Annotated in this window: 20 protein-coding genes; 4 read left to right on the forward strand and 16 right to left on the reverse strand. The window is 52.4% G+C overall.

What is annotated here, in order from left to right; all coding sequences use genetic code 11:
- Positions 1-9 precede the first annotated feature (9 nt).
- A complete protein-coding gene (locus GQS10_RS03025; protein WP_243734907.1) occupies positions 10-252 on the reverse strand; it encodes a DUF4321 domain-containing protein in 243 nt (80 codons plus the stop codon).
- Positions 253-398: 146 nt separating this feature from the next.
- Between GQS10_RS03025 and GQS10_RS03030 the strand changes: the two genes are divergently transcribed.
- A complete protein-coding gene (locus tag GQS10_RS03030) occupies positions 399-1802 on the forward strand; it encodes an N-acetylmuramoyl-L-alanine amidase (RefSeq protein WP_166238852.1) in 1404 nt (467 codons plus the stop codon).
- Positions 1803-1859: 57 nt separating this feature from the next.
- Here the strand turns inward: GQS10_RS03030 and GQS10_RS03035 are convergent, their stop codons facing one another.
- The 4 genes from GQS10_RS03035 to GQS10_RS03050 form a co-directional block, all read right to left on the reverse strand.
- Positions 1860-3221, reverse strand: coding sequence for an SPOR domain-containing protein (locus GQS10_RS03035; RefSeq protein ID WP_166238854.1), 1362 nt, complete (start codon positions 3219-3221; stop codon positions 1860-1862).
- 135 nt (positions 3222-3356) lie between these two features.
- Positions 3357-4736, reverse strand: a complete 1380-nt coding sequence (gene murC / locus GQS10_RS03040; RefSeq protein WP_166238856.1) for a UDP-N-acetylmuramate--L-alanine ligase — start codon at positions 4734-4736, stop codon at positions 3357-3359.
- A 7-nt stretch (positions 4737-4743) separates the two neighbouring features.
- Positions 4744-6120 (reverse strand): bifunctional folylpolyglutamate synthase/dihydrofolate synthase, encoded by a 1377-nt coding sequence (locus tag GQS10_RS03045; RefSeq protein ID WP_166238858.1) that lies wholly within the window; start codon positions 6118-6120, stop codon positions 4744-4746.
- Between the two features lie 21 nt (positions 6121-6141).
- Positions 6142-8814: a valine--tRNA ligase gene (locus tag GQS10_RS03050; RefSeq protein WP_166238860.1), complete on the reverse strand. Its 2673-nt coding sequence runs from the start codon at positions 8812-8814 to the stop codon at positions 6142-6144.
- Positions 8815-9259: 445 nt separating this feature from the next.
- On the opposite strand from GQS10_RS03050, the gene GQS10_RS03055 reads away from it, so the two are divergent.
- Entirely contained in the window at positions 9260-9424 is a 165-nt protein-coding gene (locus tag GQS10_RS03055; protein WP_166238862.1) for a hypothetical protein, read from the forward strand.
- Positions 9425-9540: 116 nt separating this feature from the next.
- On the opposite strand, the gene GQS10_RS03060 is transcribed toward GQS10_RS03055, so the two are convergent.
- Positions 9541-10761, reverse strand: coding sequence for a LysM peptidoglycan-binding domain-containing protein (locus GQS10_RS03060; RefSeq protein ID WP_166238864.1), 1221 nt, complete (start codon positions 10759-10761; stop codon positions 9541-9543).
- A gap of 213 nt (positions 10762-10974) precedes the next feature.
- Between GQS10_RS03060 and GQS10_RS03065 the strand changes: the two genes are divergently transcribed.
- Positions 10975-12732: a phosphodiester glycosidase family protein gene (locus GQS10_RS03065; RefSeq protein ID WP_166238866.1), complete on the forward strand. Its 1758-nt coding sequence runs from the start codon at positions 10975-10977 to the stop codon at positions 12730-12732.
- Between the two features lie 127 nt (positions 12733-12859).
- On the opposite strand, the gene hemL is transcribed toward GQS10_RS03065, so the two are convergent.
- Positions 12860-14179 carry a glutamate-1-semialdehyde 2,1-aminomutase gene (hemL, locus tag GQS10_RS03070; RefSeq protein ID WP_166238868.1) on the reverse strand — a complete coding sequence of 440 codons (1320 nt, stop codon included), beginning with the start codon at positions 14177-14179 and terminating at the stop codon, positions 12860-12862.
- A 75-nt stretch (positions 14180-14254) separates the two neighbouring features.
- On the opposite strand from hemL, the gene GQS10_RS03075 reads away from it, so the two are divergent.
- Complete coding sequence (locus tag GQS10_RS03075) at positions 14255-14914, forward strand: Crp/Fnr family transcriptional regulator (protein ID WP_166238870.1); 660 nt, start codon at positions 14255-14257, stop codon at positions 14912-14914.
- A 27-nt stretch (positions 14915-14941) separates the two neighbouring features.
- On the opposite strand, the gene hemG is transcribed toward GQS10_RS03075, so the two are convergent.
- From hemG to hemA, 9 genes are all read right to left on the reverse strand, one after another.
- The gene (gene hemG / locus GQS10_RS03080; RefSeq protein ID WP_166238872.1) at positions 14942-16375 is read right to left on the reverse strand and encodes a protoporphyrinogen oxidase; all 1434 of its coding nucleotides are present in this window, start codon (positions 16373-16375) and stop codon (positions 14942-14944) included.
- Between the two features lie 6 nt (positions 16376-16381).
- Positions 16382-17311, reverse strand: coding sequence for a ferrochelatase (hemH, locus tag GQS10_RS03085; protein WP_166238874.1), 930 nt, complete (start codon positions 17309-17311; stop codon positions 16382-16384).
- Positions 17308-18375, reverse strand: coding sequence for a uroporphyrinogen decarboxylase (gene hemE, locus GQS10_RS03090; protein ID WP_166238876.1), 1068 nt, complete (start codon positions 18373-18375; stop codon positions 17308-17310). The genes hemH and hemE overlap by 4 nt, the downstream gene beginning before the upstream one ends.
- Before the next feature lie 142 nt (positions 18376-18517).
- Positions 18518-19510: a porphobilinogen synthase gene (hemB, locus tag GQS10_RS03095; RefSeq protein ID WP_166238878.1), complete on the reverse strand. Its 993-nt coding sequence runs from the start codon at positions 19508-19510 to the stop codon at positions 18518-18520.
- Positions 19511-19538: 28 nt separating this feature from the next.
- On the reverse strand, positions 19539-21137 hold the full coding sequence (cobA, locus tag GQS10_RS03100; protein WP_166238880.1) for a uroporphyrinogen-III C-methyltransferase: 1599 nt from the start codon (positions 21135-21137) through the stop codon (positions 19539-19541).
- Positions 21138-21162: 25 nt separating this feature from the next.
- Complete coding sequence (gene hemC, locus GQS10_RS03105) at positions 21163-22107, reverse strand: hydroxymethylbilane synthase (RefSeq protein ID WP_166238882.1); 945 nt, start codon at positions 22105-22107, stop codon at positions 21163-21165.
- Positions 22104-22730 (reverse strand): precorrin-2 dehydrogenase/sirohydrochlorin ferrochelatase family protein, encoded by a 627-nt coding sequence (locus GQS10_RS03110; protein WP_166238884.1) that lies wholly within the window; start codon positions 22728-22730, stop codon positions 22104-22106. The genes hemC and GQS10_RS03110 overlap by 4 nt, the downstream gene beginning before the upstream one ends.
- Positions 22731-22752: 22 nt before the next feature.
- A complete protein-coding gene (ccsA, locus tag GQS10_RS03115) occupies positions 22753-23565 on the reverse strand; it encodes a cytochrome c biogenesis protein CcsA (RefSeq protein ID WP_166238886.1) in 813 nt (270 codons plus the stop codon).
- A gap of 20 nt (positions 23566-23585) precedes the next feature.
- Positions 23586-24983 (reverse strand): glutamyl-tRNA reductase, encoded by a 1398-nt coding sequence (gene hemA / locus GQS10_RS03120; protein WP_166238888.1) that lies wholly within the window; start codon positions 24981-24983, stop codon positions 23586-23588.
- Positions 24984-25043: the final 60 nt, after the last annotated feature.

Here is a 25043-nt window from a genome sequence, read left to right on the forward strand (position 1 = left end):
TCCATATTACTACAGCTTTCGATAAATCCAAAATGCCGCCGCCAAACAGACGAGACCAATCAAATTAATTCGTACAAGAAAATGTAAATCGTACGCTAAAAAATTAAAGTTTGCCCGCGGCTGCCACTCGATTTCTGCGTATTTCGTTAAAAACGAAAGTGCGGGGACGGGCGCCAGCAGCTCCGATAAAATCGTCCCGGTCAGCAGACCAAGCAAAATCACCACAACAAAGGTAATCGTGTTCTTTTTCATCAAGCTCTCTCCCATTCTATTAACATGGCTTCGGCTGAGCTGGGCCGCATTCCCTATTATAGAGGATAAAGGTGCTGTAATGGCAACATTTATAGGATGTTCCTCTCCCTGCTTCCTAGTAAAATAGTTCGGGGAGGTGGGATTCTATGAAAAGGACTCCGCTTACAGTGCTGTCGGCTGCGTTAGCCGTGTCGATCCTGCTGCCTGGGACGGCCTCCGCTGCAAAAATCATTATCGATCCCGGTCATGGAGGCAAAGATCCAGGCGCGGTTGGCATAAACGGACTGTATGAAAAAACGGTAAATTTCGATATATCCAAACGACTCCAAGTAAGCCTTGAAAAAAAAGGACACCAGGTGCTATTAACGAGAACGTCCGATCAAAGCTTATCCTTGAGTGAACGTATCCAAATCGTGTCCAGCATGAAGGGCGATATTCTCGTCTCCGTACATGCAAACGCCCATACAACAAAGGATGCCAAAGGCTCTCTCGTGCTATATTACGATCACCGTTACCCGCAGAGCAGGTACCCTGCTTCATCGGCGATGATCGATATTTGGGAGGAAAGCCATAAGCTTGCCGAGGCGGTTCAAGGTGCGCTCGTGCAAAAAGCAGGGACGGTAAACCTCGGAACGGTACCAAGCGCCGCTTATATGGTTCGAATGGGCGATATACCAAGCATTCTCGTCGAAACAGCCTTTCTCTCAAATCCTTCCGATGCTGCGCTGCTGGCTAACGAAAGCGTACGGCAGCGAATGGCAGAAGGGATTTCCGAAGGAATCGACGCATATTTGCCTGAACCCGAGCAGCAAGCCAAAAAACCGTCAGCTGAAGGCTCGTCCGGAGCAAAGGGTACGAAGGACAGCGCGTCCTTCAGAGATATGGCCAGCCATTGGGCCAATGATTCCGTTGTCCGCTTGAAGAAAAGCAGCATTGTCAACGGTGTGGACAGCCGCTTTTTGCCCGAACGCTCCTTAACACGTGCGGAGCTGATCACGATGATGGAGCGTGCGGAAGCGCTCGAAGATCGTGAAGCGGAGAACGGCGCTGCCGAGGATGCTGCAAGCTCCAAAAAGGCCGTAAAACCCGCGCCGGTCACGATCGAATCCGCCCGCTCGAAGCTGCTTCCTTACAAAGACCTTCTGGATAACCATTGGGCTTATAAGCCTCTGTCTGTCGCTGCGCTCACCGGTAAAATCACAGGATTTCCGGACGGCTCAATCAAGCCGGACAACACGGTTTCCCGAGCGGAGCTAGCGGTGATCGTTAACCGTTATGTAAACAGCAGAACGGCGAAAAGCCAAACTGGCACAGAAGCTTCTTCAACAGCTGCTGCCAAAGCTTCCGGTGTCTTCAAGGACGTGTCTACAGACCACTGGGCAGGCGAAGCCATCGGCCACCTGAACCAAATCGGTTTGCTCCGCGGTACGGGTACAGGACGAACCTATGATCCGAGCCGCTTCGTCACCAGAGCGGAAACCGCAGTGGTCATTGATCGCTATTTGACTTATTTACAAACCAACGACAAGGCTGCAAAGGAAACGAAATAAGAAAAAAAGCTTATGCCCCTTTCAAGAAAACGGGACGTAAGCTTTTTTTTACTATTATTATTGAACTGCCGCAGCTGAAAGCAGTGTCTTCTGTGCAATCATCGCATCCATAGATGCGCTTTGCGCCTGCCATAAGTAGGCAGCGTTCGGCTGCTTCGCGTATTCTTCCATGGAGCGAACGGCCGTATTCATCGCATTGCCGATCGCCTTTACCTGCTCCGCTTGTGCCGGGGCGGCCCCCTCACTCATTTTAGCTGCTGCTGTGTTAAAGCTTTGATGCGCGCTCTTCACCTTTTCCACTGTGCCGTCCGCAAGCTTGGAGGTCGCCCCGGTGTCCAAATGCAGCGCCGTTAATGCACCGATCATATCCGCTAAACTTTGCAGCTGGGCAAAAAATGCTTTTGGCGCATCGGCATTCGCTCCACTCCACTGGATTTGTGCCACAGCGGGGATTTCAAGCGGTTTGATGAATACTTCAAACTGCTCCTTTTGCAGCAAACGGCTTAAAGCCAAAGCCTGATCGCGATCCTTCGTCATGCCGGCGTAAACGAAATATTTGTTATCCTCCTGATAAACGGAGGCGGCAAGACCTTTTTTCTTTAGGGCATCGACGGCGTTTTGCGCGCCCTGCTGCTCAGAGAATACGCCGTTTTGGAGAACGACATAGCTAGCTGCCTGCACCGCAGCCGCAACCGCCGGTCCCGACACTTCTGTTCCATTCGAGGAAACGGCAGCTCCGGCCGTAACCGCCCCTGCTTCACCCGCAACGCCTGTTCGTGCAGGGTCGCCGCTAACCACTTCTAATGTATCCGATCCGGTGAACAGCTGTAGAGCCAAGCTGCCGATAGCAAGTCCGGTAACAACGGCCCCCGTGACGGAAATGACGACTCGCAGCCACGGCACATCGCTCCGCTTTCGATAGCTCGCACTGCGCGAAGTTCGGCCACTTTCCTCCCCCATGTATGAGCTCCATGTGCCGTACCCTTCTAGAACGGGTCCCCGATCCATGGATTCGTTAGATCTTCGTGGCTGCTCGAACGTTTCCGGCTCCGGGTCGGAATTCCGGATCATTCGCTCCACCCGCTCCGTCTCCGGATCAATCGGCGTGCTCCACGCGCTGTAATCGTTTAGAAATGGATTAAGCTCGGCGGAATGGTTGAAGTCCCTTCCTCGGTTCGTCGACGTCGTTACTTCCTTTTCCGACTGGAAACCGCCGACCTCCGGGCTGCCGCCCCGAACCGTAACCCCCGATTCCCCGGGCACTTCCCAATGGTCTATCGATGAGGGCCATTCATCAGGCGCCGCCTGCACCGGCTCCTGCTCCGGTTCCACGCGATAATCCTCACGGCTCAACGGAATAATCGATTTATGGTTCTCTCTTGCAGGGTCCAGCTTGATTGTCATTCTCGCTTTGCTCATTGCGATCCGCTCCCTTGTCCTTCATTTCTATCATCTCTATGATAGAAAATGAGAGAATAGAACAAGCCCCATAAAAAAAGCCTATGCCGGATCCGAGGATTCCTGCACAGGCTTACTTAACGGTAACGCGAGACACTAAGCAAATCGCTCCGGCAGCCTTTTGGCCAGCTCATAAGCTGTTTTCCAAATATCCCCTGCCCCCATCGTTAGAACCAAGTCACCGCTCTTCGTGTCATGCATCAAATGCTCCAGCACTTCTTCCTTCGTCGAAATGTACTTCACATTGGCATTACTGTTTAGGCGGATTAGATCAACCAGCCGCTGCGAGCTGACGCCTTCAATTTGCTGCTCTCCGGCGGGTGAGAATATATCCGTGATGATGACCTCGTCCGCATCCGCGAACGCACGGCTGAACGAATCAAGCAGGAAGAACGTTCGCGTATAGCGTTGCGGCTGAAAAACGGCGATGATCTTTTTACCCGTCGCTTTCGCAGCCACAATTGTGGCTTGGATTTCCGTCGGATGATGCGCATAATCGTCGATCACCAAAATATCGTTAACCTCACCCAGCACCTGGAAGCGGCGCTTGGCCCCGCGGAACTCCTTGATTGCCTCCGCAACCGCCGCAAAGGATACGCCCGCCTCAAGGCAAACAATGAGAGTAGCCAGCGCATTCAGCACGTTATGACGGCCCGGTACGGACAGCTCCAACCTGCCTAGAACGCCTTCACGGCTTCTCACATCAAACGATACCCGGCGGTCGCCAAGTTCAATATTTTCCGCAACATAGTCCGCATCGCTGGTAATGCCGTAGGTAACAACCTCCGAGCGAATTCCGGACAGCATTTCTTGTAAGTATGGATCGTCTAAACAGACGACTGCCTTTCCGCCATCCTTCACTTGGCTTAAAAATTTACGATAAGCTTCCTTCAAATTTTCAAAATTCCCGTCGTAATTTTCCAAGTGATCGGCTTCAATATTGGTCACGATCCCGAGTGTTGGGTGGTACTGGAGGAACGAGCCATCGCTCTCATCCGCCTCGGCAACGACGTACTCCCCTTTGCCCGCTTTCGCATTGCTGCCGACATTCATAATTTCCCCGCCGATAATAAAAGTCGGATCCATTCCCGTTTCTTCCATCACCAGCGCAATCATCGAAGAGGTCGTCGTTTTTCCGTGAGCGCCTGCTACGGCTATGCCCTTCTTCTGATCCATCAGCCGGGCCAGCATTTGCGAGCGATGAATGATCGGAATATTCATTTGCTGCGCAGCCGCCATTTCTACATTATCCTTGGAAAGGGCTGTAGAATAGACGACTAGATCGGCGCCCTGAACATTCCGCTCGTGGTGTCCTATATATACACCGGCGCCTTTGGCCGTAAGTTTCTCCGTCAGCTCCTGCTGAGCGACGTCCGAACCCGTAACCCGGTACCCCATTTCCAGCATCACACGGGCGATGGCACTCATTCCATACCCGCCGATGCCGATAAAATGAACATGCTCCAGAGAACTCAAGGCCCCGTCACCATCCTTTGTCAGTATCCGTCAGCTTCATCAGCTGCGCACGCACATCGGAAATTAAATAAAGAGATCCGGAGATCACTGCCAAGTCTCCAGATTCCGCACGATCTAGCAGTTGTTCCAACGCACGGCTCCACTCCGGTTCACAGAAAAGCTCAGCGGCAGCGCCAGTTTCGGCTTTCAGCTCCGAAGCTACCCGAAAAAGCTCCTCCGCCTCTAATTTCTTGCGGAAATCGGGCTCAGTAAATAAGATCGAATTCGCTATAGGTAGTATATGCTGCAAATAATCTTTATGATTCTTAGTTGAAAGCATTCCGATCAATAGATGCAGCTTTTTATACGTGTAAACCTTCTTTAATGCGTCCGCTAATGCCGCGGCCCCCTCCGGATTATGGGCGCCGTCAAGGAGGACCTGCAATCCTGGGCGGTCAGCAAGCTCTATCGCCTCTAATCTGCCCAGCCAGCTCGTTTCACGGAACGCCTGAAGCAGGTCTTCCGGATCAAGCAGCGCGGCATAGTATTGGCGCAGCACCTCCAGCGTCATTAATGCCGCGGCGGCATTTTTCACCTGGTGCTCCCCGTTCATCGTGAGGGTCATATCGGGAAGCTTACGAAACGGTCCGTCGAAATGGAACACCTGCTTATTTTTCTGCACCTCTCCGACCTCGACCTCAAAATCCTCACCTAGAACATACAGCTTCGATTTACGCTGCTCCGCAGTTTCGCGAAACACCTGAAGCGCCTCCGGATGCTCGGCGGTCGTCACCACCGGCACGCCCGGCTTAATAATGCCGGCCTTTTCCGCAGCAATCTCCGCAATTGTCTCCCCTAGTACATCCGTATGATCGAAACCTACATTCGTGATAACCGAAACGACTGGAGTTACGATATTTGTAGAGTCGAGCCTTCCGCCAAGCCCTGTTTCCCAGACGACAAAATCAGGGTAAGACACGGTTGCAAAATAAATAAGCGCGGCAGCTGTTGTAACCTCGAACATCGTTGGAGAGCCAATATCCGACCCTTCCATTTCATCGGCAACAGGCTTTAAGCGATTTGCAATGTTGAGCAGGTCCTCATCCGCCAAGTCTACTCCATTATGCTGAATCCGATCCGTAAACCGGGTTAAATAAGGAGAGGTGAAGGTGCCGACATCGTATCCGGCCTGCATAAGCGCCCGCGTTAAATAGGCGCAGGTCGAGCCCTTGCCGTTCGTCCCGGCGACGTGAATAAACTTCAGCCGACGCTCCGGATTCCCGAACCGCTCCATCATATACTCCATCCGCTTTAATCCCGGCTTGGGGCCAAAGGCAATCAGCCCTTTGATCCAGCTGATTGCCTCCTCCGCATTCGCGAACGGGGCATTTGTATTTGGCTCCATTTCGATTCCCTCCGTCCCCAATTAGCTTTTCAGCTCCGCGATGCGCGCAAGCACCTTGTCGCGTTTATCGATGTAGTCCTCGCGCTTGCGGCGTTCTTCTTCGATAACGGCAGCCGGAGCCTTCGCCACGAAGCCTTCGTTCGCCAGCTTCTTGTCGATGCGCTCTACCTCGCCGTTCAGCGTAGCCAGCTCCTTCTCAAGTCGGCCAACCTCTTGAGCAATATCGATGAGTCCAGCCAGAGGCAGGAACAGCTCTGCTCCGGTCACAACGGCGGTCATCGCTTTTTCCGGCGGAGCCATGCTTGCAGCGATATCCAGCTTCGACGTTCCGCAGAAGCGCTCGATATAATGACGGTTGCGTGTCAATACAGCACTAATTTCCTCGCTGCCGGGCTTCACCGCGAGCTCAACCTTCTTGCTCATCGGCACGTTCACTTCCGCCCTGATGTTCCGCACGGCGCGGATGACGTCCATGAGCAGCTCCATTTCCTTTACGGCCGCGTCGGCTTCGAAACGTGCTTCATAAACCGGCCACTTCGCCAGTGTAATCGTCTCGCCTTGATGCGGCAGATGCTGCCAAATTTCTTCACTGATAAACGGCATAAAAGGATGGATCAGGCGCATCGTTTGGTCCAGCACATACGAGAGCACCGACTGAGTCGTCTTTTTCGCTTCCGCATCCGTACCGTACAGACTGAGCTTGGCAAATTCGATATACCAATCGCACAGATCATCCCAAATAAAGTTGTATAAAACACGGCCGGTTTCACCGAATTCATAGCTGTCGATTAAACGAGTGACTTCGCGAGCCGTTTCATTAAGACGATGCAAAATCCAGCGGTCCGCGGTATTCATCTTGTCCGTATCAAGCTGGATATCTTCAGCGGTAAAGTCCTGCAGATTCATCAGCGCAAAGCGGGATGCATTCCATATCTTATTCGCAAAGTTGCGCGCCTGCTCGACCCGCTCCCAACGGAAGCGCAAATCCTGTCCCGGAGTGATGCCGGTAGACAGCATAAAGCGCATCGCATCCGCGCCGTACTTCTCAATAACCTCAAGCGGATCGACCCCGTTGCCGAGCGACTTGGACATCTTACGTCCTTCGGAGTCGCGGACAAGACCGTGGATCAGCACATCCTTAAACGGATTCTGGTCCGTAAACTCCAGAGCCGTGAAAATCATCCGTGCGACCCAGAAGAAAATAATATCGTAGCCCGTAACGAGCACATCCGTAGGATAAAACCGCTTGAAGTCCTCCGACTGCTCATTCGGCCAGCCAAGCGTGGAGAACGGCCACAGGCCGGAGCTGAACCATGTATCGAGCACATCATTATCCTGCTGGATCGAGGCGCTGCCGCAGTGCTTACATGCCGACGGATCGCTGGATGCTACCGTCATGCCGCCGCAGCTTTCGCAGTACCAAGCCGGGATACGGTGCCCCCACCACAGCTGGCGGGAGATACACCAATCGCGAATATTTTCGATCCAGTGCAGGTACGTCTTCTCGAAGCGGTCCGGTACAAAGCGGACGCCCTGCCCCGACTTCTGCACTTCAATGGCACGATCGGCCAGCGGCTGCATTTTGACGAACCACTGCGTGGACAGGTAGGGCTCAACAACCGCGCCGCTGCGCTCGCTGTGGCCGACCTGATGCGTATGCTCCTCAATGCGAAGCAGCACGCCTTGTTCCTTCATGTCCGCAACGATCTGCTTGCGGCAGTCGAAGCGATCCATGCCGGCGTACTTGCCGGCCGCATCGTTCATCTTGCCGCTCTCGTCCATCACGAGGATTTGCGGCAGATCATGACGCAGCCCGACCTCAAAGTCGTTCGGGTCGTGAGCCGGCGTAATTTTTACCGCGCCGCTGCCGAACTCCTTATCGACATACTCATCTGCAATAACCGGAATTTCCCGCCCGATAATCGGGAGAACGAGCATCTTGCCGATCATATGCTTGTAACGCTCATCCTCCGGATGAACCGCTACCGCCGTATCGCCCAGCATCGTCTCTGGACGCGTCGTCGCCACCACAATGTGGCCGCTGCCATCCTTAAGCGGATACTGCAAATGATAAAGCGCGCCTTGAACCTCTTTGTACTCTACTTCAATATCCGACAAAGCGGTGCGGGCAGCCGGGTCCCAGTTAATAATTTTGTTGCCGCGGTAAATCAAGCCCTTTTCATATAAACGGACAAACACTTCGCGAACCGCCTGGGAAAGCCCTTCGTCCATCGTAAAGCGCTCGCGGGAATAATCCAGCGAGAAGCCCATTTTCGACCATTGCTCATGGATCGTTTTCTGCGAATATTCCTTCCAATCCCAAACCTTCTCCAAAAATTTCTCGCGGCCAAGATCATAACGGCTTACGCCTTCCTCGCGCAGTTTCTGTTCCACCTTCGCCTGCGTAGCGATTCCGGCATGATCCGTTCCCGGCAGCCAGAGGGCGTCGTAGCCCTGCATGCGCTTAGCGCGGACCATGATGTCCTGCAGCGTAAAATCGAGCGCATGCCCGATATGAAGCACACCGGTTACGTTCGGCGGCGGAATGACGATCGTGTACGTTTCTGCGTCGGTACGGCTACCGGCCTTAAAAAAACCATTATTCAGCCAGTATTCCGTCCATTTGCGCTCTGCTTCTTTGGGTTCGTAGGTTGTCGGCATCGTTAAGCCGTTTTGTGCATTTGCTTCGGTCATCGGAAAATCATCCTCCAGCTTTAATCAGTTTACAACAAAAAAAGCCCTCCGTCCTCAAAGGACGAAAGGCAAGCTTCCGTGGTACCACCTTTGTTTCACCCGAGCTTTACCGGTTCGGCCGGATCGGGTGACACTTTCATGCAGATAACGGCTGCGGCCGGCTTTATGCAAGCGACTCCGCGGCGACCTTCGCTCCTGGCCTGATCCTAGGAACCTTCCACCCTAAGGGTTCCATTCTCTGAAGGGGCCACGGACTACTACTCCGCATCTCAGTCGGTATAGCTATTCATCAATACTACATATGATAACGATGATCGCAGCGAACGTCAATATTTCCCTGCACCATCAGCCAAAATCGTCGTTAGTTCCAGCATTAACCTATTCGAGTATTCATAAACATGGAACAGCGCTGTTTTTGAAAATGATGGATAGGAGGGATACGAAAATGCAGCGATGGTGGTGGAAATTCCGGTATACGGTAAAAGGCGTCATGTTCCCGCTCATTTGTATTCAATTTGTTAGAACGCTGCTCATGCCTACTCCATTCGATATTTTCCTATTGTTCGGCTTATTTTTAGCGTATCTTGGCTTTCTCTTAAATATGTACTAGGGAATTATGAACTTGAAAAAGATGTACATAAAAAACACAAACCTATGAAAAGAAGCTGCGCCGCATAGTCACTGCGGCACAGCTTCTTGTTTTGTTATGAGGCTTACAACGTCCGATTAGTTCGCCGGAATGTAAATGATTTGTCCTTCCTGCAGGGAAGGCTCAGCCATGCGGTTATAAAGCGCGATTTGCTTCGCGCTGATGTTGTAGCGCTCCGCGATCGTATCCATCGTTTCTTCCTTCTGTACAATGCACATGCGAACCTTGCGGAAGCCCTGGCCTTCCTCTTCTTTGCGCATAAGCAGGTTTTTCCATTCCAAGCGTTCCTTAAGAGCCGCATCGCTGAGCTGCTGGTTGTTTCTTGCCTGCTTTTCCGTCTTGTCGAAACCAGCTTCTCCTTGAGCAGAAGCATCAGTGGAACCGCCGTTTCGCTTACCAAGCAGCGAGTTCAAACCGCCAAGCGGTCCTGGAGCGGTAACGGTTCCCGGCTTCGCGCCAAAGGCGATTTTCGGTTCCGACTTTTTCTCCACCGGAGCTTCCTCGATCGCTTCTAGCACCTCTGGCGCTTCTACAGGTGCATTATCCATATCCTGGCCTGGCTCATTAGCAGCTTCCAAAGCCTCTTCAGCTTCAACAGGCGCGTTCGCCGCTGGCGGAACGGCTTCCTCTGCCGCACTAAGCTGTGCGGCCGGCTCGTTTGCCTCCTCTAGCGCAGGAGCTGTCTCAGTCTTCGGCTGCGGCTCTACGGCCGCCGCTGGAATAGGCTCGACAGCTGAAGAGAAAGCGGCTGGCGCTGGCTCGGCTGCAGCGTTCACCTCAGCGGAGGCTTCTGCAGCGACAGGCTTCGCATCCGTCTGAGCATTCACGGCTGCGGCAGGCTCCGCCGCTTCGCGTTCCCCTGCATCCTCGCGCTCCTCCGCCCGGTGCGTGAACACCAAATCCTCCTCGCGCCACGAGCGCGGCGCCGAAGAAACCATTTCGATCCCATGCAAAGAAAGCACGCCGGTTACATTAATGCTTTTGCGGGAAAGCAGCTCGATGTCAAAGTTTTCAATCTCAACCGCAATTTCTTCCAGCCTGCTTACACGGTTCATCGGCAGCGTAATTTCTACCGGTATGTAATGAGTAAGCGTTTGGGTTTCTCTGTTCTCCCCTTCCGGCAAATAAGCGCCGGAGAGCAGCAAATTTCCTTTTAATAAAGCTTGATCGCCCTGCGAAACCACCTGAATTTCTGGAACCAGCTCGATTTCCTCCAAAGCTTCTATGCCCGGTACATCGTCAGCCAAATGCACCCGTTCATAAATATCGAAACGCAGACCGGATGGTTGTTCCGACACGAGAACTCCTCCTCTCAGATATTACGTCTATACATGTATATGGGCCAAGCGCACGGTCCATTCCACAAAACTTTTCAAGCAAATTCCACAACCTGAATAACCTCGTTTATGATATGATTAAGAATGGCATGCCCATGCCGAAATCCATATAAAATCAATTGATGTCACTTATAAAAAATAGAGAAGAGACTGAACCACGGGAGAGGACTAAATTTGAATACTGCATATCAATGGATCGCGGAGACAGGGAGAGAGCTGCGTGGCTGGAGCTGGCTGAAGAAGCTGCTTTTATCCGGAGCGATATTGTCTGCCGCAACATCAAGCTTTTTGTACTTAACGCCTCCCGGCGAGACCATCCGGGAGTTTTTGGCTGAAACCGTAATGACCACCCGTCATCGAAGCTGGGCTTGGGTATTGGTCGGCACGGAAAAGCGGGACTATATGGTTCGCAAGATGCAGCAGCAAACCGACGAATATGGCAAAGAAAAGCAAAATCTAAACTTAATTACAACAACGAAGCAAATTGCCTGTGAGCCCTTGGTTGAGCTTGAGGATATCTCAGGAACCCTCTGGAAAGGAAAGCTCATGAAGGTGTGCGACCCTCGGGCGATCCGCGTCGTTGTGCCGAACAAGCCGGGTGAAGGCGAACGCATCAGCTCCATGGTAGAACGAACCGGAGCGGTGGCTGGCTTTAACGGCGGCGGTTTCGTTGACCCTGATGGGCTTGGTAACGGTTTTGCGCCGATCGGTATCATTATGTCGGGCGGCGAGGTGCTCTACAATGACCATCCGGAGGATTCCCCGCAGCATGTCGTCGGCTTCACCGAGGACGGCACGCTTGTCGTTGGCAAGTATTCGCTCCGCGAAATGAAAGAAATGAAAATGAGAGAAGCGGTTATGTTTTACCCTCGCTTCATCGCCAACGGCAAGCCGCTCATTACGAGCGGCGACGGCGGCTGGGGGCGCGCACCGAGAACAGCGGTCGGCCAAACGGCCGATGGTACGGTATTCGTCGCCGTAATCGACGGGCGACAAACCCACAGTGTTGGTGCAACGCTGAAGGAAGTGCAGGATTTGTTTCTGGAGCGCGGTGTCGTGAATGCAGGCTTCCTTGATGGAGGGGCTTCCTCCGAATTGGTTTACGAAGGCGAGCTGGTCACCAAGCCGTCCAGCCGCTGGGGCGAACGCCGACTGCCTTCCGGCATGCTGGTCTTTGACAACCCGGACGATATTCAGGTAGATAACGTTTGGGAAGGGATCTCGGAAATTGATCCGGGCGGCGCTTACGATCATCCGGACTTCCTCCGAGAGCAATCCCAGAAGAAATCGAGCGGAAGCAGCTCCGGGTCAACGACGAAAAAACCAGCTTCGGAGAGCACTCCAGCCGGTTCAGCGGGCGAGACCAACGGAACAGGAAATGCTCCGAAGCAGAATACCGAACAGCCAAAGCCGAATGGGAATGAGGAATCCGGAAACACTTCCGGGGGTACCAATTGGCTTGGCATAGATGAATCCAAAGGAACTGGCTCCCCGGGTAATCCGGATGCCAGCAATAATGCTCCTCCTGCCGCGACAACGCCGCCAGCCGGTGATCCGGCGGCAGGAAGCAACGGCGGTTCATCCCCGTCGGTACCTGCACCGGCACCGACAGCACCGGGGCCAACGCAGCAAAAGCCTGAAACCGCCCCTGAGGGTGGAGCCGGTACTACCGGCTCCGGCTCTACAGGAGCCGGCTCATCAGGCGGCGATGCAGCAAGTCCAAGCCAGTCGGGCGCTCAGCCAACGGCTCCTGCCTCAAGCGGTGGAACTTCCTCTGGTGGAGGTACCACATCAGGTGCGGGTACAAGTACATCTCCCGCTGCCGGTGCCACAGGAGCAGCGGGACCGAGCGGAAGCGGCGGCAGTACTTCCGGCACAGCTCCAGCAACGAATGCAGGAACAACCGCACCGGCAGGTGGAACGAGCAGCTAATCGGACAAGCCTTTTGGATTTACATACCGAGCCGACGGACATTCAGCTTGTTTCAACCGGCAAACTGCTAATGCGCGAATCTGCCTCACGCAGCAAAGAAGCCAGGGAGCTCATCTCCCTGGCTTCTTTATTTTTGTTCAACGAAACGCCGCAATGCCTCGCGATGCGCTGCAATGGTAAATTCGATATCCTCATCCGAATGCGCCGTTGAAACGAACATCCCTTCAAACTGGGAAGGTGCGATCGATACGCCAACATCCAGCAAATGCCCGAACACAACATTAAATGCTTGCAGGTCGGATGTTTTCGCTGTCTCATAGTCGGTCACTTGCGTTCCCGTGAAAAACGGACAAACCATTGAACCGACACGATTAATCGTGCTTGAAATTCCGAACTCCGCAGCATTTGCCGCAAAGCCCTGCTCCAGCCGGGCTCCTTTACGATCCAATTCTTCGTACACGCCCGGCTTTCCAAGCAAAGTCAGTGTCGTGTAGCCCGCAGCCATTGCCAACGGATTTCCCGACAATGTGCCCGCTTGATAAATCGGTCCGCTCGGCGCGATCATTTCCATAATATCGCGGCGGCCCCCGTAAGCGCCGACCGGCAGGCCTCCACCGATCACCTTGCCCATACAGGTTAAATCCGGCGTTACGCCGTACAGGCCCTGTGCGCTGTTCTTATGAACGCGGAAACCGGTCATGACCTCGTCAAAAATGAGCAGCGCCCCTGCCTCCTTCGTAATTTCCCGAAGTCCTTCAAGGAATCCAGGCTTTGGCGGAACAACTCCCATATTGCCGGCAATCGGTTCTACAATTAACGCCGCAATCTGCTCGCCGTACCGTTCAAAAGCAAGCTTTACCGATTCCAGATCGTTATACGGTACGGTGATCGTATTGGAAGCAACACTTTCCGGCACTCCAGGGCTATCAGGCAGCCCCAGTGTGGCCACACCGGAGCCCGCTTTAATCAGCAGTGCATCCGCATGCCCGTGATAACAGCCTTCAAATTTCATAATGATCGAACGCTTGGTATATCCGCGAGCCAGCCTAAGCGCACTCATTGTCGCCTCGGTGCCGGAATTCACCATACGCACCATCTCAACGGAAGGCATCCGCTCGCATACGAGCTCCGCCATTTTGGTTTCAAGCTCTGTAGGCGCTCCAAAGCTCGTTCCCTTCGCCGCTGTCTCTCGGATGGCCTCTAGCACCTCGGGGTGCGCATGACCTACAATCAGAGGCCCCCATGAGCCGATATAATCTACAAACTCATTCCCGTCTATATCATAGACCTTGGAGCCCAGGGCCTTTTCAATAAACATCGGGGTCAAGCCAACCGACTTAAAAGCCCGCACCGGGCTGTTCACTCCCCCAGGAATCCTCTCCTTCGCGAGGGCGAACGCCGCTTTGGATCGGTCATCTTTACGTTTACTCGATTCCGTGAACTTCACTTAAACACCTACCTTTTATCAATCTTCCTTGGTAAAATAACTAGATCTACTAAGAAAGCAGGAGAATAGAAATATATGATCAATTACCTTCAAAGGGCTCCCCTTTTCAGCGGCCTAACTCATGATCAGCTTCAAACGGTCGCTTCCGCCAGCTCTCGCCGTGTTTATCCTGCCGGCACCTTACTTTTCCGGGAAAAGGAACATGGCTCCACATTATTTATCGTCGTTTCCGGCTCCGTTAAAATCTTTACCACCGGAACATCCGGCAGTGAAAAAATATTATCGGTGTTCCATTCCGGGGATTGCTTCGGCGAGCTATCGTTAATTGACGGAAAGCCCCGCTCCGCCTCTGCCCAAACCTTAGAAGACAGCAGCCTAATTTTACTAAAAGGCGACGATTTTCTTCATGTTCTGCAAGCAAATTTCGATATTTCTTTATCCATTATGCGCGAGCTATCAAGCCGTCTGCGTGATACCAACCAGCATATCCATGACCTTACATTCCTAGACGCACGAACACTCGTTATCAAAAGCTTAATTCGTCTAGCCAACAAAGGCGGCAGCCGCCAAGGCACTCAAATTTCGTTTAAAACTTCTCTAAATTATGACGAGCTTTCGGATTTAGCCGGTGTCAGCAAGTCTGCGCTTATGGAGGTCATTCGCGATCTTGAGGAGCGCGCTATTTTAAAACCAGGATTAAATGAGTTCACCTTGGACTTAACCAAGCTACGCTAAACCATTACCCCCTGCAGCAGCGGCGGGTTACTCTCCGGCGATGCGGCTCACAGCATCTCTTGCCGCATCACGGCCCTGCCGAATGCAATCCGGTAAACCAACGCCTTCATAAGCTCCGCCGGCAAGCCAAATTTGCACTCCATCCGGATTTAATGCCGCTCGAATCTTACGCAGACGATCCAAATGCCCGACAGGATATTGAGGCATCGAATTCATTAAACGCGTTACCTCATAGAACAGCGGCTCCGCGTCAATGCCCATCAGATGCTTCAACTCGCCCCGCACTCTTTGGACAATCGCCTGATCGTCCATTTGCTGCCATTCCTCTTCGCCCGTTCTGCCCACATAACACCGAATCAGCGCTTTATCCTTCGGAGCGACATGCGACCATTTGGAGGAAGTCCAGGTGCATGCCGTCATGAAGGTGCCTTCCGTTCTAGGTATGACAAAGCCGGAGGCGTCCAATGGATGCTTAAGCTGGCTGCGATCAAACGCAATCGCGACATTGGCCACCGACACGTAAGGAATTTGTTCCAGCTCAGCAACTGCCGGAACGCTAGGGAAGAGCTCAGGGACCGCATAGGCAGGAAGCGTTACGATCACGCCGTCCGCCAACAGCTCTCCTCTTTCCTCCCCCCGCTTGTACTCCAATTTTTTACCGCCGGAAGGGTCCGTATCAATTCGCATAACCTGTGTACCAGTCCATAATTCTATTCCCTGCAGCTCTTCAATTAAACGATCGGATAAGGACTCAAGGCCCCTCCCATAGCTTAAAAATGCGCTTTGGCGGGCAAGCTCCGGCAGCTTTGTGCCTTCATTCGACGTTGTTTTTCCAGCTTTCATGCCTAGAATCAAGCTGCGGTACTTTTTTTCCAGCTGCTGGAACTGTGGGAAAGTCGCCCGCAAGCTCAATTTATAAACATCCCCTGCGTAAATACCGCCTAGCAGCGGCTCCGCCACATGCTGCAAAACCTCGCGTCCGAGACGGCGCTCCAAGAAATGCCCCAACGACTCATCGCTGTCTTCGTTCCGTCTTGGCAGCACCAGATCGAGCCCGGCCCGAAGTTTGCCTGCAAGCGAGAGCAGCCCGGTCAAAACGAACGGGCCTACTTCGGTCGGAATTCCCATCATGGTTCCCGGAGGAATCCGGTGCAGCTTGCCATGATGAAGGATATAGGTTTTTTTATTGTTCGGATCCAGCGGCACCAGCTCCGAATCAAAATTCAGATCCCGGGTTAACTCTAAGATGGGAAGCTTGCGGGAAAGAAAGGAATCCGGTCCCTTCTCAATCACAAAGCCGTCACGTCGCAGTGTATGTATTTTCCCCCCAAGACGGGGGGCTTTTTCGATCAGTACAATTCGGATCTTCGCTCCGCTTCGCGCAGCGGCTTGTTTCGCATAAAAGGCAGCAGATAAACCGGTAATCCCGCCGCCGACAATCACAAGCGTCTTTGCTTCCATTACGAGCTACACCCTTTCCAGTTGAGCAGCAACAACCGAGGCAAGCGTCTCCATATAAAGCGGATCGGTATTCAGCGATTCCGTACGCTCCAGCTGAACCCCAATCTCCGAAGCAACCTGCTTGCATTCGATATCGATATCGTACAGCACTTCCAGATGATCCGACACGAATCCGATCGGACAAACGAGAATTTGCTGAACGCCTTCCTCTTCATGCACCGTGCGGATGACATCTTGAATGTCCGGTCCAAGCCAAGGCGTTCCTGTTTGGCCGGCGCTTTGCCACGCAAACTGCCAGTTCGTAATGCCGCAGCGCTTCGCCAGCTCCTCCGATGTTTCCATCAGCTGCTTCGGATACGGATCACCGATTTCCAAGATTTTCTCCGGCAAGCTGTGCGCGCTGAACAGCACCTTCACCTGATCGCGCTTATCTGCCGGGAATTTTTGCAGAGCCGCCTGAATCCGCTTCTCTAAGGCTTCAAGCAGCTTCGGATGCAAGTGGTAGCTTTCTACGCAGGTCATGGAGATTCCAGCCTCTTCAGCCGTTTCCTTCGCCCGCTTATTGTAGCTGCCAACGCTCATCGTAGAGAAATGAGGTGCGAGTACGACACCAACCGCTTCTTTGATTCCATCGCGCGCCATTTGCTGTACGCCGTCCTCAATGAAAGGAGCAACGTGCTTCAGCCCCTGATAGCACACAAACTCGTTATCAGGGTACAGACGGTTTAGCGCTTCCTGAAGACCTTTAACTTGGTTATCCGTATGCTCGCGCAGTGGGAATACTCCCCCTACGATCGCTTCGTAACGGCTGCGCAAGTCTTCCAGCTGTTCAGCTGAAGGCGGACGTCCATGACGGATATGGGTGTAATACGCCTCGATTCCGTCCAAGCTTTCCGGTGTTCCATAAGACATTACCAACACGCCGATTTTTTTCATACTTCCGCCACTCCTTCTTTACGGATTTTGTACGCTTCTTCCGAATAACGATGGATAAAATCGGTAAGCCGCTTTAACTTATCTAAGGATGCCTCAGGGTACAAGCCGTGTCCTAAGTTAAAAATATGTCCCGGCTCCTGCATGCCCTCGTCAATGATCGCGGCAGCATAGGATTCGATGACATTCATCGGCGCCTCCAGCAAGTAAGGGTCGAGGTTCCCTTGGACGGCGAACTTCGGTCCAAGACGGCGGCGTCCTTCTGCGATCGATACGCGCCAATCGAGACCGATAACATCTGCCTGAACATTGCCCAGCAGTGGAAGAAGCTCGCCGGAATTTACTCCAGGGAAATAAATTTTTGGCTGCGGCAGATCGCTAAGCTCCCTAAAGATCCGCTCGATGGTCGGGAGCACGAAAACTTTAAAGTCGCGAGGCGCAAGTGATCCTACCCAGCTGTCGAACAGCTGGATCGCCTTCGCTCCGTTCCGGATATGCGCCCGAAGATAAGAAATCACCATGTCGCCCAGCTTGTCCATAAGCGTATTCCAGAGCTCCGGCTCCGAATACATCATCGACTTCGTCCGGATGTAGCTCTTGGAAGGACGGCCTTCGATCAAATAGCTGGCAATCGTAAATGGAGCCCCGGCAAACGAAATTAGCGGCACCTTGAGCTCGCGGTCCAATATACGGATCGTTTCAAGAATGTGTCCGAGATCCTGCTCAACGTTGATCGGACGCAGCTTATGTACATCATCCGCCGTGCGAATCGGATTTTCGATGACCGGACCGATATTTTTTACAATATCGAACTTCACGCCAAGCGAAGCAACCGGATTCATAATATCCGAATACAAAATGGCCGCGTCGACGCCAAGCTTACGGATCGGCATCAAGGTAACTTCTGCGGCAAGCTCCGGCTGCATGCAAATTTCAAGCAGACTGTATTTCTCTTTAATTTTCTGATAATCCGGATCGTACCGGCCCGCCTGCCTCATATACCATACCGGCACATGTGTTACCTCTTCCTTGCGGCAGGCACGTAAAAACATATCGTTGTAGCTCATGGTTGCAACCTCATTTCCGCTCCGGTAATTTCCGGCATGAAAGTATATTCGCTCCTATTATGCCCGAATTCCAAGTGTGTCACAACTTGCGAAGACCAGGGTTTATCGACAAAACAATGACAGTTCATGGAAGGTTCTATGTCTATTCTTTTAGCCAGCGGGCTGCGTCTTTTGCAAAGTACGTCAAAATAATATCCGCCCCAGCCCGGCGAAGGCCTGTGAGCATTTCCATCACGATTGCCTTTTCGTCAATCCATCCGTTTTGAGCCGCCGCTTTGACCATAGCGTACTCAGCACTTACGTTGTAAGCGACGATCGGCAAATCAAATTGGTCGCGCAGCATACGGATAATATCCATATAGGCTAACGCAGGCTTTACCATCAGCATATCTGCGCCTTCAAGCACGTCATTCTCCGCTTCACGAAGCGCTTCTCTCGAGTTAGCCGGATCCATTTGATACGTTTTGCGGTCGCCAAACTGCGGCGCGGAATGCGCGGCATCGCGGAATGGACCATAGAACGCCGACGAATATTTAACCGAATATGCCATGATCGGAATATGCGCGAATCCGGCTTCATCCAAGCCTGCGCGAATGGCCTGCACATATCCATCCATCATATTGCTTGGGGCGATAATATCCGCCCCTGCACGCGCTTGGGATACGGCCGTTTTCACCAAAACTTCTAGTGTCGAATCATTATCAATCACGGCCTCGCCGGTTAGCTTGTCCTTGACAATAATGCCGCAGTGGCCGTGCTCCGTATAATGGCATAGACACGTATCGGCAATAACGAGCATATCCGGATGCCACTTCTTGATCCGTCGTGTCGCCTCCTGCATCACCTCAGCTTCGTCATGCGCTGAGCTGCCGCACTCGTCCTTGGAGGCCGGGAGGCCGAACAGAAGAAGCGAACGCAATCCAAGCGAATACGCTTCATGGACCTCTTCCTCCAAGCGATCCAGCGAGAAATGATAAACGCCCGGCATCGAAGGGATTTCATCTTTAATGTTTGTGCCATGGGTTACAAATAGCGGATACACCAGCTGCTCAGGATGCAGATGCGTCTCACGAACAAGAGCACGCATCGATTTGGAACCGCGAAGTCTGCGGTTACGAGTTATCGGAAAGCTCATACAGGGAAGCTCCTTTCACGAGCAAAATTTATTTTTCGCCTTTTCTTGGTAAGCGTACGGTCATTTCGGGCAGCAGCAGTGTATCCACCAGCGAAGAAATTGTCGCCCGTTCCGATACAGCGGTAATGCGCAAGCCCGCGTCTTCCGCCGCCTTGGCCGTAACCGGGCCGATACAAGCAATGTTCAAGCGGTTTAACAGCACCGCAGGCTCCTCTATTCCTTGACGCTTTAGCAGTTCAATCAGGTTTACTACCGTGGAGGAGCTCGTAAACGTAACTGTGTCGACCCCGCCCTCCAGCAGCATCTCAAGACCTTCCTCGCCCCCGCACGTTTCCGGTACGTTTTCATATGCGACGGCTTCCACCGTTTTCAATCCCATTTCACGCAAGCGTTTCGGCAGCTCGGTGTCCGCCAAATTTCCTCTCGGCAAAAATACCGTCTCGCCCGGCTTCACAAAATCAGCCAGCGCCTCCGGCAGCTGCTCCGCCCGGAATTCACCTTGGGACGGCAGCACTTCGGTGATCAGGCCATATTTGGCCAGCGTATCCTCCGTTTTAGGTCCAACCGCGGCGATTTTAGCGCGGGCCATACGGCGGATATCGAGCTTTCTTTCACGCATCCGCTGAAGCATATGCTCTACGCCGTTGGCGCTGGTAAAGACGATCCAATCGTATTCAGGCAGCCGATCCAGCGCTTCATTGAAAGCCGCGGATGCCGCAGGCTCGCTTGTTGGCTGAATGCGGATAACCGGAAGCTCGACAGCTTCCCCGCCCAAGCGTTCAATCGCATCGGTTAGGTCACTCGATTGCGAACGCGAGCGTGTTACGAGTACCCGGCGCCCGAACATCGGCCGTTTTTCAAACCAAGCGATCTTCTCGCGAAGACGTACAACCTCTCCAACAATGATAACCGCGGGAGAACGGAACTCTGCCTTCTTTACCTGCTCCACGATCGTTTCTAATGTACCGGTAAGTGTCTCCTGCTCCATCCAGGTTCCCCAGCGGATCAGAGCTACCGGCGTTTGTGGAGATTTCCCTCCCGTAATAAGCTCGTGACAAATATTTTCCAAATTGGCGACGCCCATCAAAAAAATAAGAGTTCCTGACGCCTGCGCCAGATTCGGCCAATTGATCTTGTTATAGGTTTTGTTCGGATATTCATGACCGGTCACGATTGAAAACGAGCTTGTAAAATCACGGTGGGTCACAGGAATTCCAGCATAAGCCGGAACCGCAATTGAGGAGGTAATACCGGGCACAATTTCAAAAGGAACGCCGCATTCCGCCAGCAGCTCAGCCTCTTCGCCAACCCGGCCGAAGACAGAGGGATCCCCGCCCTTTAACCTCGCAACCAGCTTCCCCTGCAAGCCAAGGTCCACGAGTAAACGATTAATGTCCTCTTGCTTCATCATGTGTTTGTCAGGCAGCTTCCCTACAAAAATCTTTTCCGCTTCCGGCCGCGCATACTGCAGCAGACGCGGGGAAGCAAGCCGATCATAAACGACAACATCGGCCCGCTTTAAGGCTTCCAGCCCTTTTACAGTAATCAGCTTCGGGTCTCCAGGTCCTGCCCCAATGAGAAAAACCTTACCCGCTTGAGTCTCTTTCCCCTGGCTTGCTTTCTCCATCCGAAATCTCCCCCTCGGCCGGTCTCTATTCGTTTTCTACTTCATGCCCAAACTCGGCTAATATCCGATCCGCCCCCTGCGCGATCAGCTGCTCCGCAAGCTTTTTCCCCAGCTCCGCCGGATCGCGTCCAACTCCTTCGGTTCGCAGCATGCTGCTCCCATCCGGACGGCCAACGAGTCCGCGCAAATAAATGTCTTCTCCTCTGCGCTCTGCATAAGCCGCAATCGGAACTTGGCAGCCGCCGTTTAAACGGGCCAAGAACGCTCGTTCTGCAGCAACGGTCCACTCTGTTTCGCGATCGTTGTAAAGCTGAAGCAGCTCAACCACATCGGTGTCGTCCGCACGGCATTCGATCCCGAGCGCACCCTGTCCAACGGCAGGCAAGCAAAGCTCCGGCTCAAGATATTGATGCACCCGATCCTCCCAGCCCGTACGGAGAAGGCCCGCGGCCGCGAGAATAATCGCATCGAAATCTTCCTCAGCAAGCTTCCTCATTCTCGTGTCAATGTTTCCGCGAATCGGCTTAATCGTTACATCAGGACGCAGCTCCTGAATTTGACAGGCACGGCGAAGACTGCTCGTACCGACCACGGCGCCTTTCGGAAGCGCGTCTAATGGTTTTCCATTTTTCGATATGTATACATCCCTTGGATCAATGCGCTTCGGCACAGCCGCCAGCATCAATTCGTCTGGAAGCACCGAGGGTACATCCTTCATGCTATGTACTGCAATATCGATCGTTTGATCCAGCATCGCTTGTTCGATTTCTTTCACAAAGAGGCCTTTTCCGCCGACTTTCGATAAGGTAACGTCTAGGATTTGATCGCCCTTCGTAACGATCTTATAAATTTCAAAGTCATAGGGCAGTCCCTTCTCTTCGCAAATCGCACGAAGCGCATCGATGACCTGTCCTGTTTGAGTAAGTGCTAGAGCACTTCCCCGCGTTCCGACAACAATTGTTCGTTTCATTCTGCTTCCTCCTTGAGCGCTTCTAGATAAGGCTGTAAGCCGTCCAGCAATAACTGCTGCGGCTCAAGCTTAACGATATCCCGAAGCAGCGTGCTGCGTCTGTGCGCGTCTGTAATGGTTTGTTTGACGAGGTTTCTATATGTTTCCAGCATATCCAAATAGCGCTCGATATCTTCCCCGACCTGCTCTTCGAGCTGCCTGCATAGTGCAGCAGCATAGGCGGGACTGGCGCCGGATGTGGAGACAGCTACCCGCAGCAATCCCTTCTGAAAAGAGGAGGGTACGGTGAAGGTGCTGAGTTCAGGGCTATCGGCCACATTTACCCAAGTGCCCCGGCAGTCCTCCGCAACCTGCCGATTAATATCTGCATGATCGGTTGCAGCAAAGACAAGCACCGCTCCGTCAGCATCTCCCTGCTGGTAGTTCCTTAAAAACAGCGAAAGCTGACCCTTATCGCGCCAGCTGCGAATCACATCTGTAATTTGAGGGCTAACGACAGTAACCGATGCATGAGCATCAAGCAAGGAACGAATTTTCCGTTCGGCAACCTTCCCTCCGCCGACCACGAGGCAGGGGCGATTCGCGATGTCCAGCATCGCCGGGTATACCATGCGAGGGTCCATTTCTCATACGCCCCTGTCCTGTTTAATGAAACATCGAAAAAGGGTTTAACAGCAAGTTCATCAGCAGTACGGCAAAAGAACCGATCGTCCAGGCTGCAAGACGAGTTCCCGGAACTTTTAGTATGAGCCGAAGGAGGAAATAATGCGAATAAGCCCCCAAAACCAGCACCGAACTAAACACCTTTGAATCGAAAAGCATACGAATGGAATGATTGCCTGCGATAATCGTAACGACTCCAAGCGATAAAGAGAGTACAAGCAGCGGCGTTCCAATGGAGGTCGTCACTAAAATCCACTTATCGATTTTATCAAGGGATGGAAATCGTTTCATAATCGCAAACTTTTTATTTTTCAAGCTTCTGTGCAAAAATAAATACATCCCCGATAAAATAGTCGCTAGCGTAAACGCTGCGTAACTGCAGACCGCCATAACAATATGAAAAATGAGCATATCGTTAAGTCTCTCTTCCTGCGCGATCGGCATCGCTGCATTCGGATCGGTAAGCAGATTCAGCGTAAGCACCGCGAACCCAACAACATTCACAATGAAGACGAGAAGCTCCATATTAAAAAAGCGGTTGACCAAGAGCGAAATCGTCACCATAAGCCATGAAAAGAAAAATAAAAACTCAAACATCGACAGCGTTGGCATATCCCGATGCTGAATGAGCCTTATAACAAAGTATACCGTTTGCAGCACCCAAACAAAAACAAGCAGCCCTGTACCCATCCGCTTCGCACTCCGATTTTTATTTACTGCATCGGAGAAATAAAACAACAGGCTCAGGGCATATATATAAATTATCGCGTCATAGATCCAATTGTTCGTTAACATATCGACGCCCCCGAAAGAAGCTAAATTCGTGCCAGCCGTTCCGTTGCCGCCGCCAGCTTTGCGACGATCGAGCGCTTATCGCCTTCCCCCGAAGTCCCAGTAACCCGTTTGGCAGACGCCGCACTGATTTCATTTAATTCCTGCTGGGCAAGCCGCTCTTCCAAAGCGAAAATAGCAGTAAACGTCTTGAGCGCCTCATCCCCGCCCTTATCAGCCGCCATTTCTTTAATACGGAGAATCGGATCATGGGTTAATTGATTCAGCATGCTTTTGGTAATCTTACGAAGTGCTTTTTGTTCCCGTTCGCTTAATCCAGGCAGTTTGTTCAACAGGCTCGCCATCGTCTCTTCATGAATCTCAGCCGCTTTTTCCTGAAGCGCGCGAATAACCGGACTTACTCCGAGCAGCTTATTCCACTGCTTAAAGGCATCCATTTCCTCGCGAATCATGTATGCAATTTTATCGGCTTCCTTACGACGCTGCTCCATGTTCGCTTCCACAATGCCTTCTAGATCGTCAATATCGTACAAATAGACGTTCGGCAGATCGGATAGCGCAGGGTCCAAATCGCGAGGCACAGCAATATCGATCATAAACAGCGGCCTCGACGCTCTTTCTTCCACAGCCGGGCGTACTTCATTCTGGGAAAGCACGTACCCCTTCGCTCCGGTTGATGAAATGACTACGTCGGCTTCCCGCAGCACGGATGAAATATCGCTCATATCATAAGCAACGCCGCCGATTTTCTCGGCCAGCTCCTCGGCTCTGGCTTTCGTCCGGTTCACCACCATGACCTTCGCCGCACCATTGGACTTCAAATGCTTCACCGTTAACTCGCTCATTTTACCGGCGCCGACGATCAGTACCTTCTTGCCCGAAAAATCACCAAATATTCGTTTCCCCAGCTCAATGGCCGCGTAGCTTACCGAAACCGCATTTTCACCGATCGTCGTCTCGGAATGTGCACGCTTCGCCACCGTGATTGCCTGCTTAAAAAGCTGGTTAAAGATCGTTCCGGTGACCCCTTGGCTTTGCGCCAACTGGAAGGCATCCTTTACTTGGCCTAATATTTGCGTCTCGCCAAGCACCATCGAATCCAATCCACAAGCAACACGCATCAAATGCTCAATGGCCCGCTCATCCTCGTAAATATATAAATGGTTGTTGAATTCAGCACGGGGAATATGAAACCATTTCTCCATGAAGCTCCGGACATACTGCCCGCAAATTTGGAACCGGTCAACGATTGCATATATTTCCGTCCTGTTGCAGGTAGCCACAATGACACATTCCAGCATGCTTTTTGTTTGTATGAGCTGCTGCAGTGCCAGGGGCATGTTCTCAGCTGCAATCGTAAATTTCTCACGAACCTCAACTGGTGCAGTGCGGTAGTTTAAACCGACAGCTATAATGTGCATAGGGCTTCACCTCCAGCCAGATTATAATGTTTATAATTTATACTGCATTATATCATATAT

The organism is Paenibacillus turpanensis, from assembly GCF_011421635.1.
Taxonomy (GTDB): Bacteria; Bacillota; Bacilli; order Paenibacillales; family YIM-B00363; genus Paenibacillus_AK; species Paenibacillus_AK turpanensis.

Coding starts and splice junctions, on each gene's coding strand:
- hemG (WP_166238872.1), bottom strand. CDS start 16,375: ATGGAAGCAAAGACGCTTGTGATTGTCGGCGGCGGGATTACCGGTTTA.
- cobA (WP_166238880.1), bottom strand. CDS start 21,137: ATGGAGAAAGCAAGCCAGGGGAAAGAGACTCAAGCGGGTAAGGTTTTT.
- hemC (WP_166238882.1), bottom strand. CDS start 22,107: ATGAAACGAACAATTGTTGTCGGAACGCGGGGAAGTGCTCTAGCACTT.
- GQS10_RS03110 (WP_166238884.1), bottom strand. CDS start 22,730: ATGGACCCTCGCATGGTATACCCGGCGATGCTGGACATCGCGAATCGC.
- ccsA (WP_166238886.1), bottom strand. CDS start 23,565: ATGTTAACGAACAATTGGATCTATGACGCGATAATTTATATATATGCC.
- GQS10_RS03030 (WP_166238852.1), top strand. CDS start 399: ATGAAAAGGACTCCGCTTACAGTGCTGTCGGCTGCGTTAGCCGTGTCG.
- GQS10_RS03075 (WP_166238870.1), top strand. CDS start 14,255: ATGATCAATTACCTTCAAAGGGCTCCCCTTTTCAGCGGCCTAACTCAT.
- GQS10_RS03035 (WP_166238854.1), bottom strand. CDS start 3,221: ATGAGCAAAGCGAGAATGACAATCAAGCTGGACCCTGCAAGAGAGAAC.
- hemA (WP_166238888.1), bottom strand. CDS start 24,983: ATGCACATTATAGCTGTCGGTTTAAACTACCGCACTGCACCAGTTGAG.
- GQS10_RS03055 (WP_166238862.1), top strand. CDS start 9,260: ATGCAGCGATGGTGGTGGAAATTCCGGTATACGGTAAAAGGCGTCATG.
- hemH (WP_166238874.1), bottom strand. CDS start 17,311: ATGAAAAAAATCGGCGTGTTGGTAATGTCTTATGGAACACCGGAAAGC.
- hemB (WP_166238878.1), bottom strand. CDS start 19,510: ATGAGCTTTCCGATAACTCGTAACCGCAGACTTCGCGGTTCCAAATCG.
- GQS10_RS03025 (WP_243734907.1), bottom strand. CDS start 252: ATGAAAAAGAACACGATTACCTTTGTTGTGGTGATTTTGCTTGGTCTG.
- GQS10_RS03045 (WP_166238858.1), bottom strand. CDS start 6,120: ATGGAGCCAAATACAAATGCCCCGTTCGCGAATGCGGAGGAGGCAATC.
- GQS10_RS03050 (WP_166238860.1), bottom strand. CDS start 8,814: ATGACCGAAGCAAATGCACAAAACGGCTTAACGATGCCGACAACCTAC.
- hemE (WP_166238876.1), bottom strand. CDS start 18,375: ATGAGCTACAACGATATGTTTTTACGTGCCTGCCGCAAGGAAGAGGTA.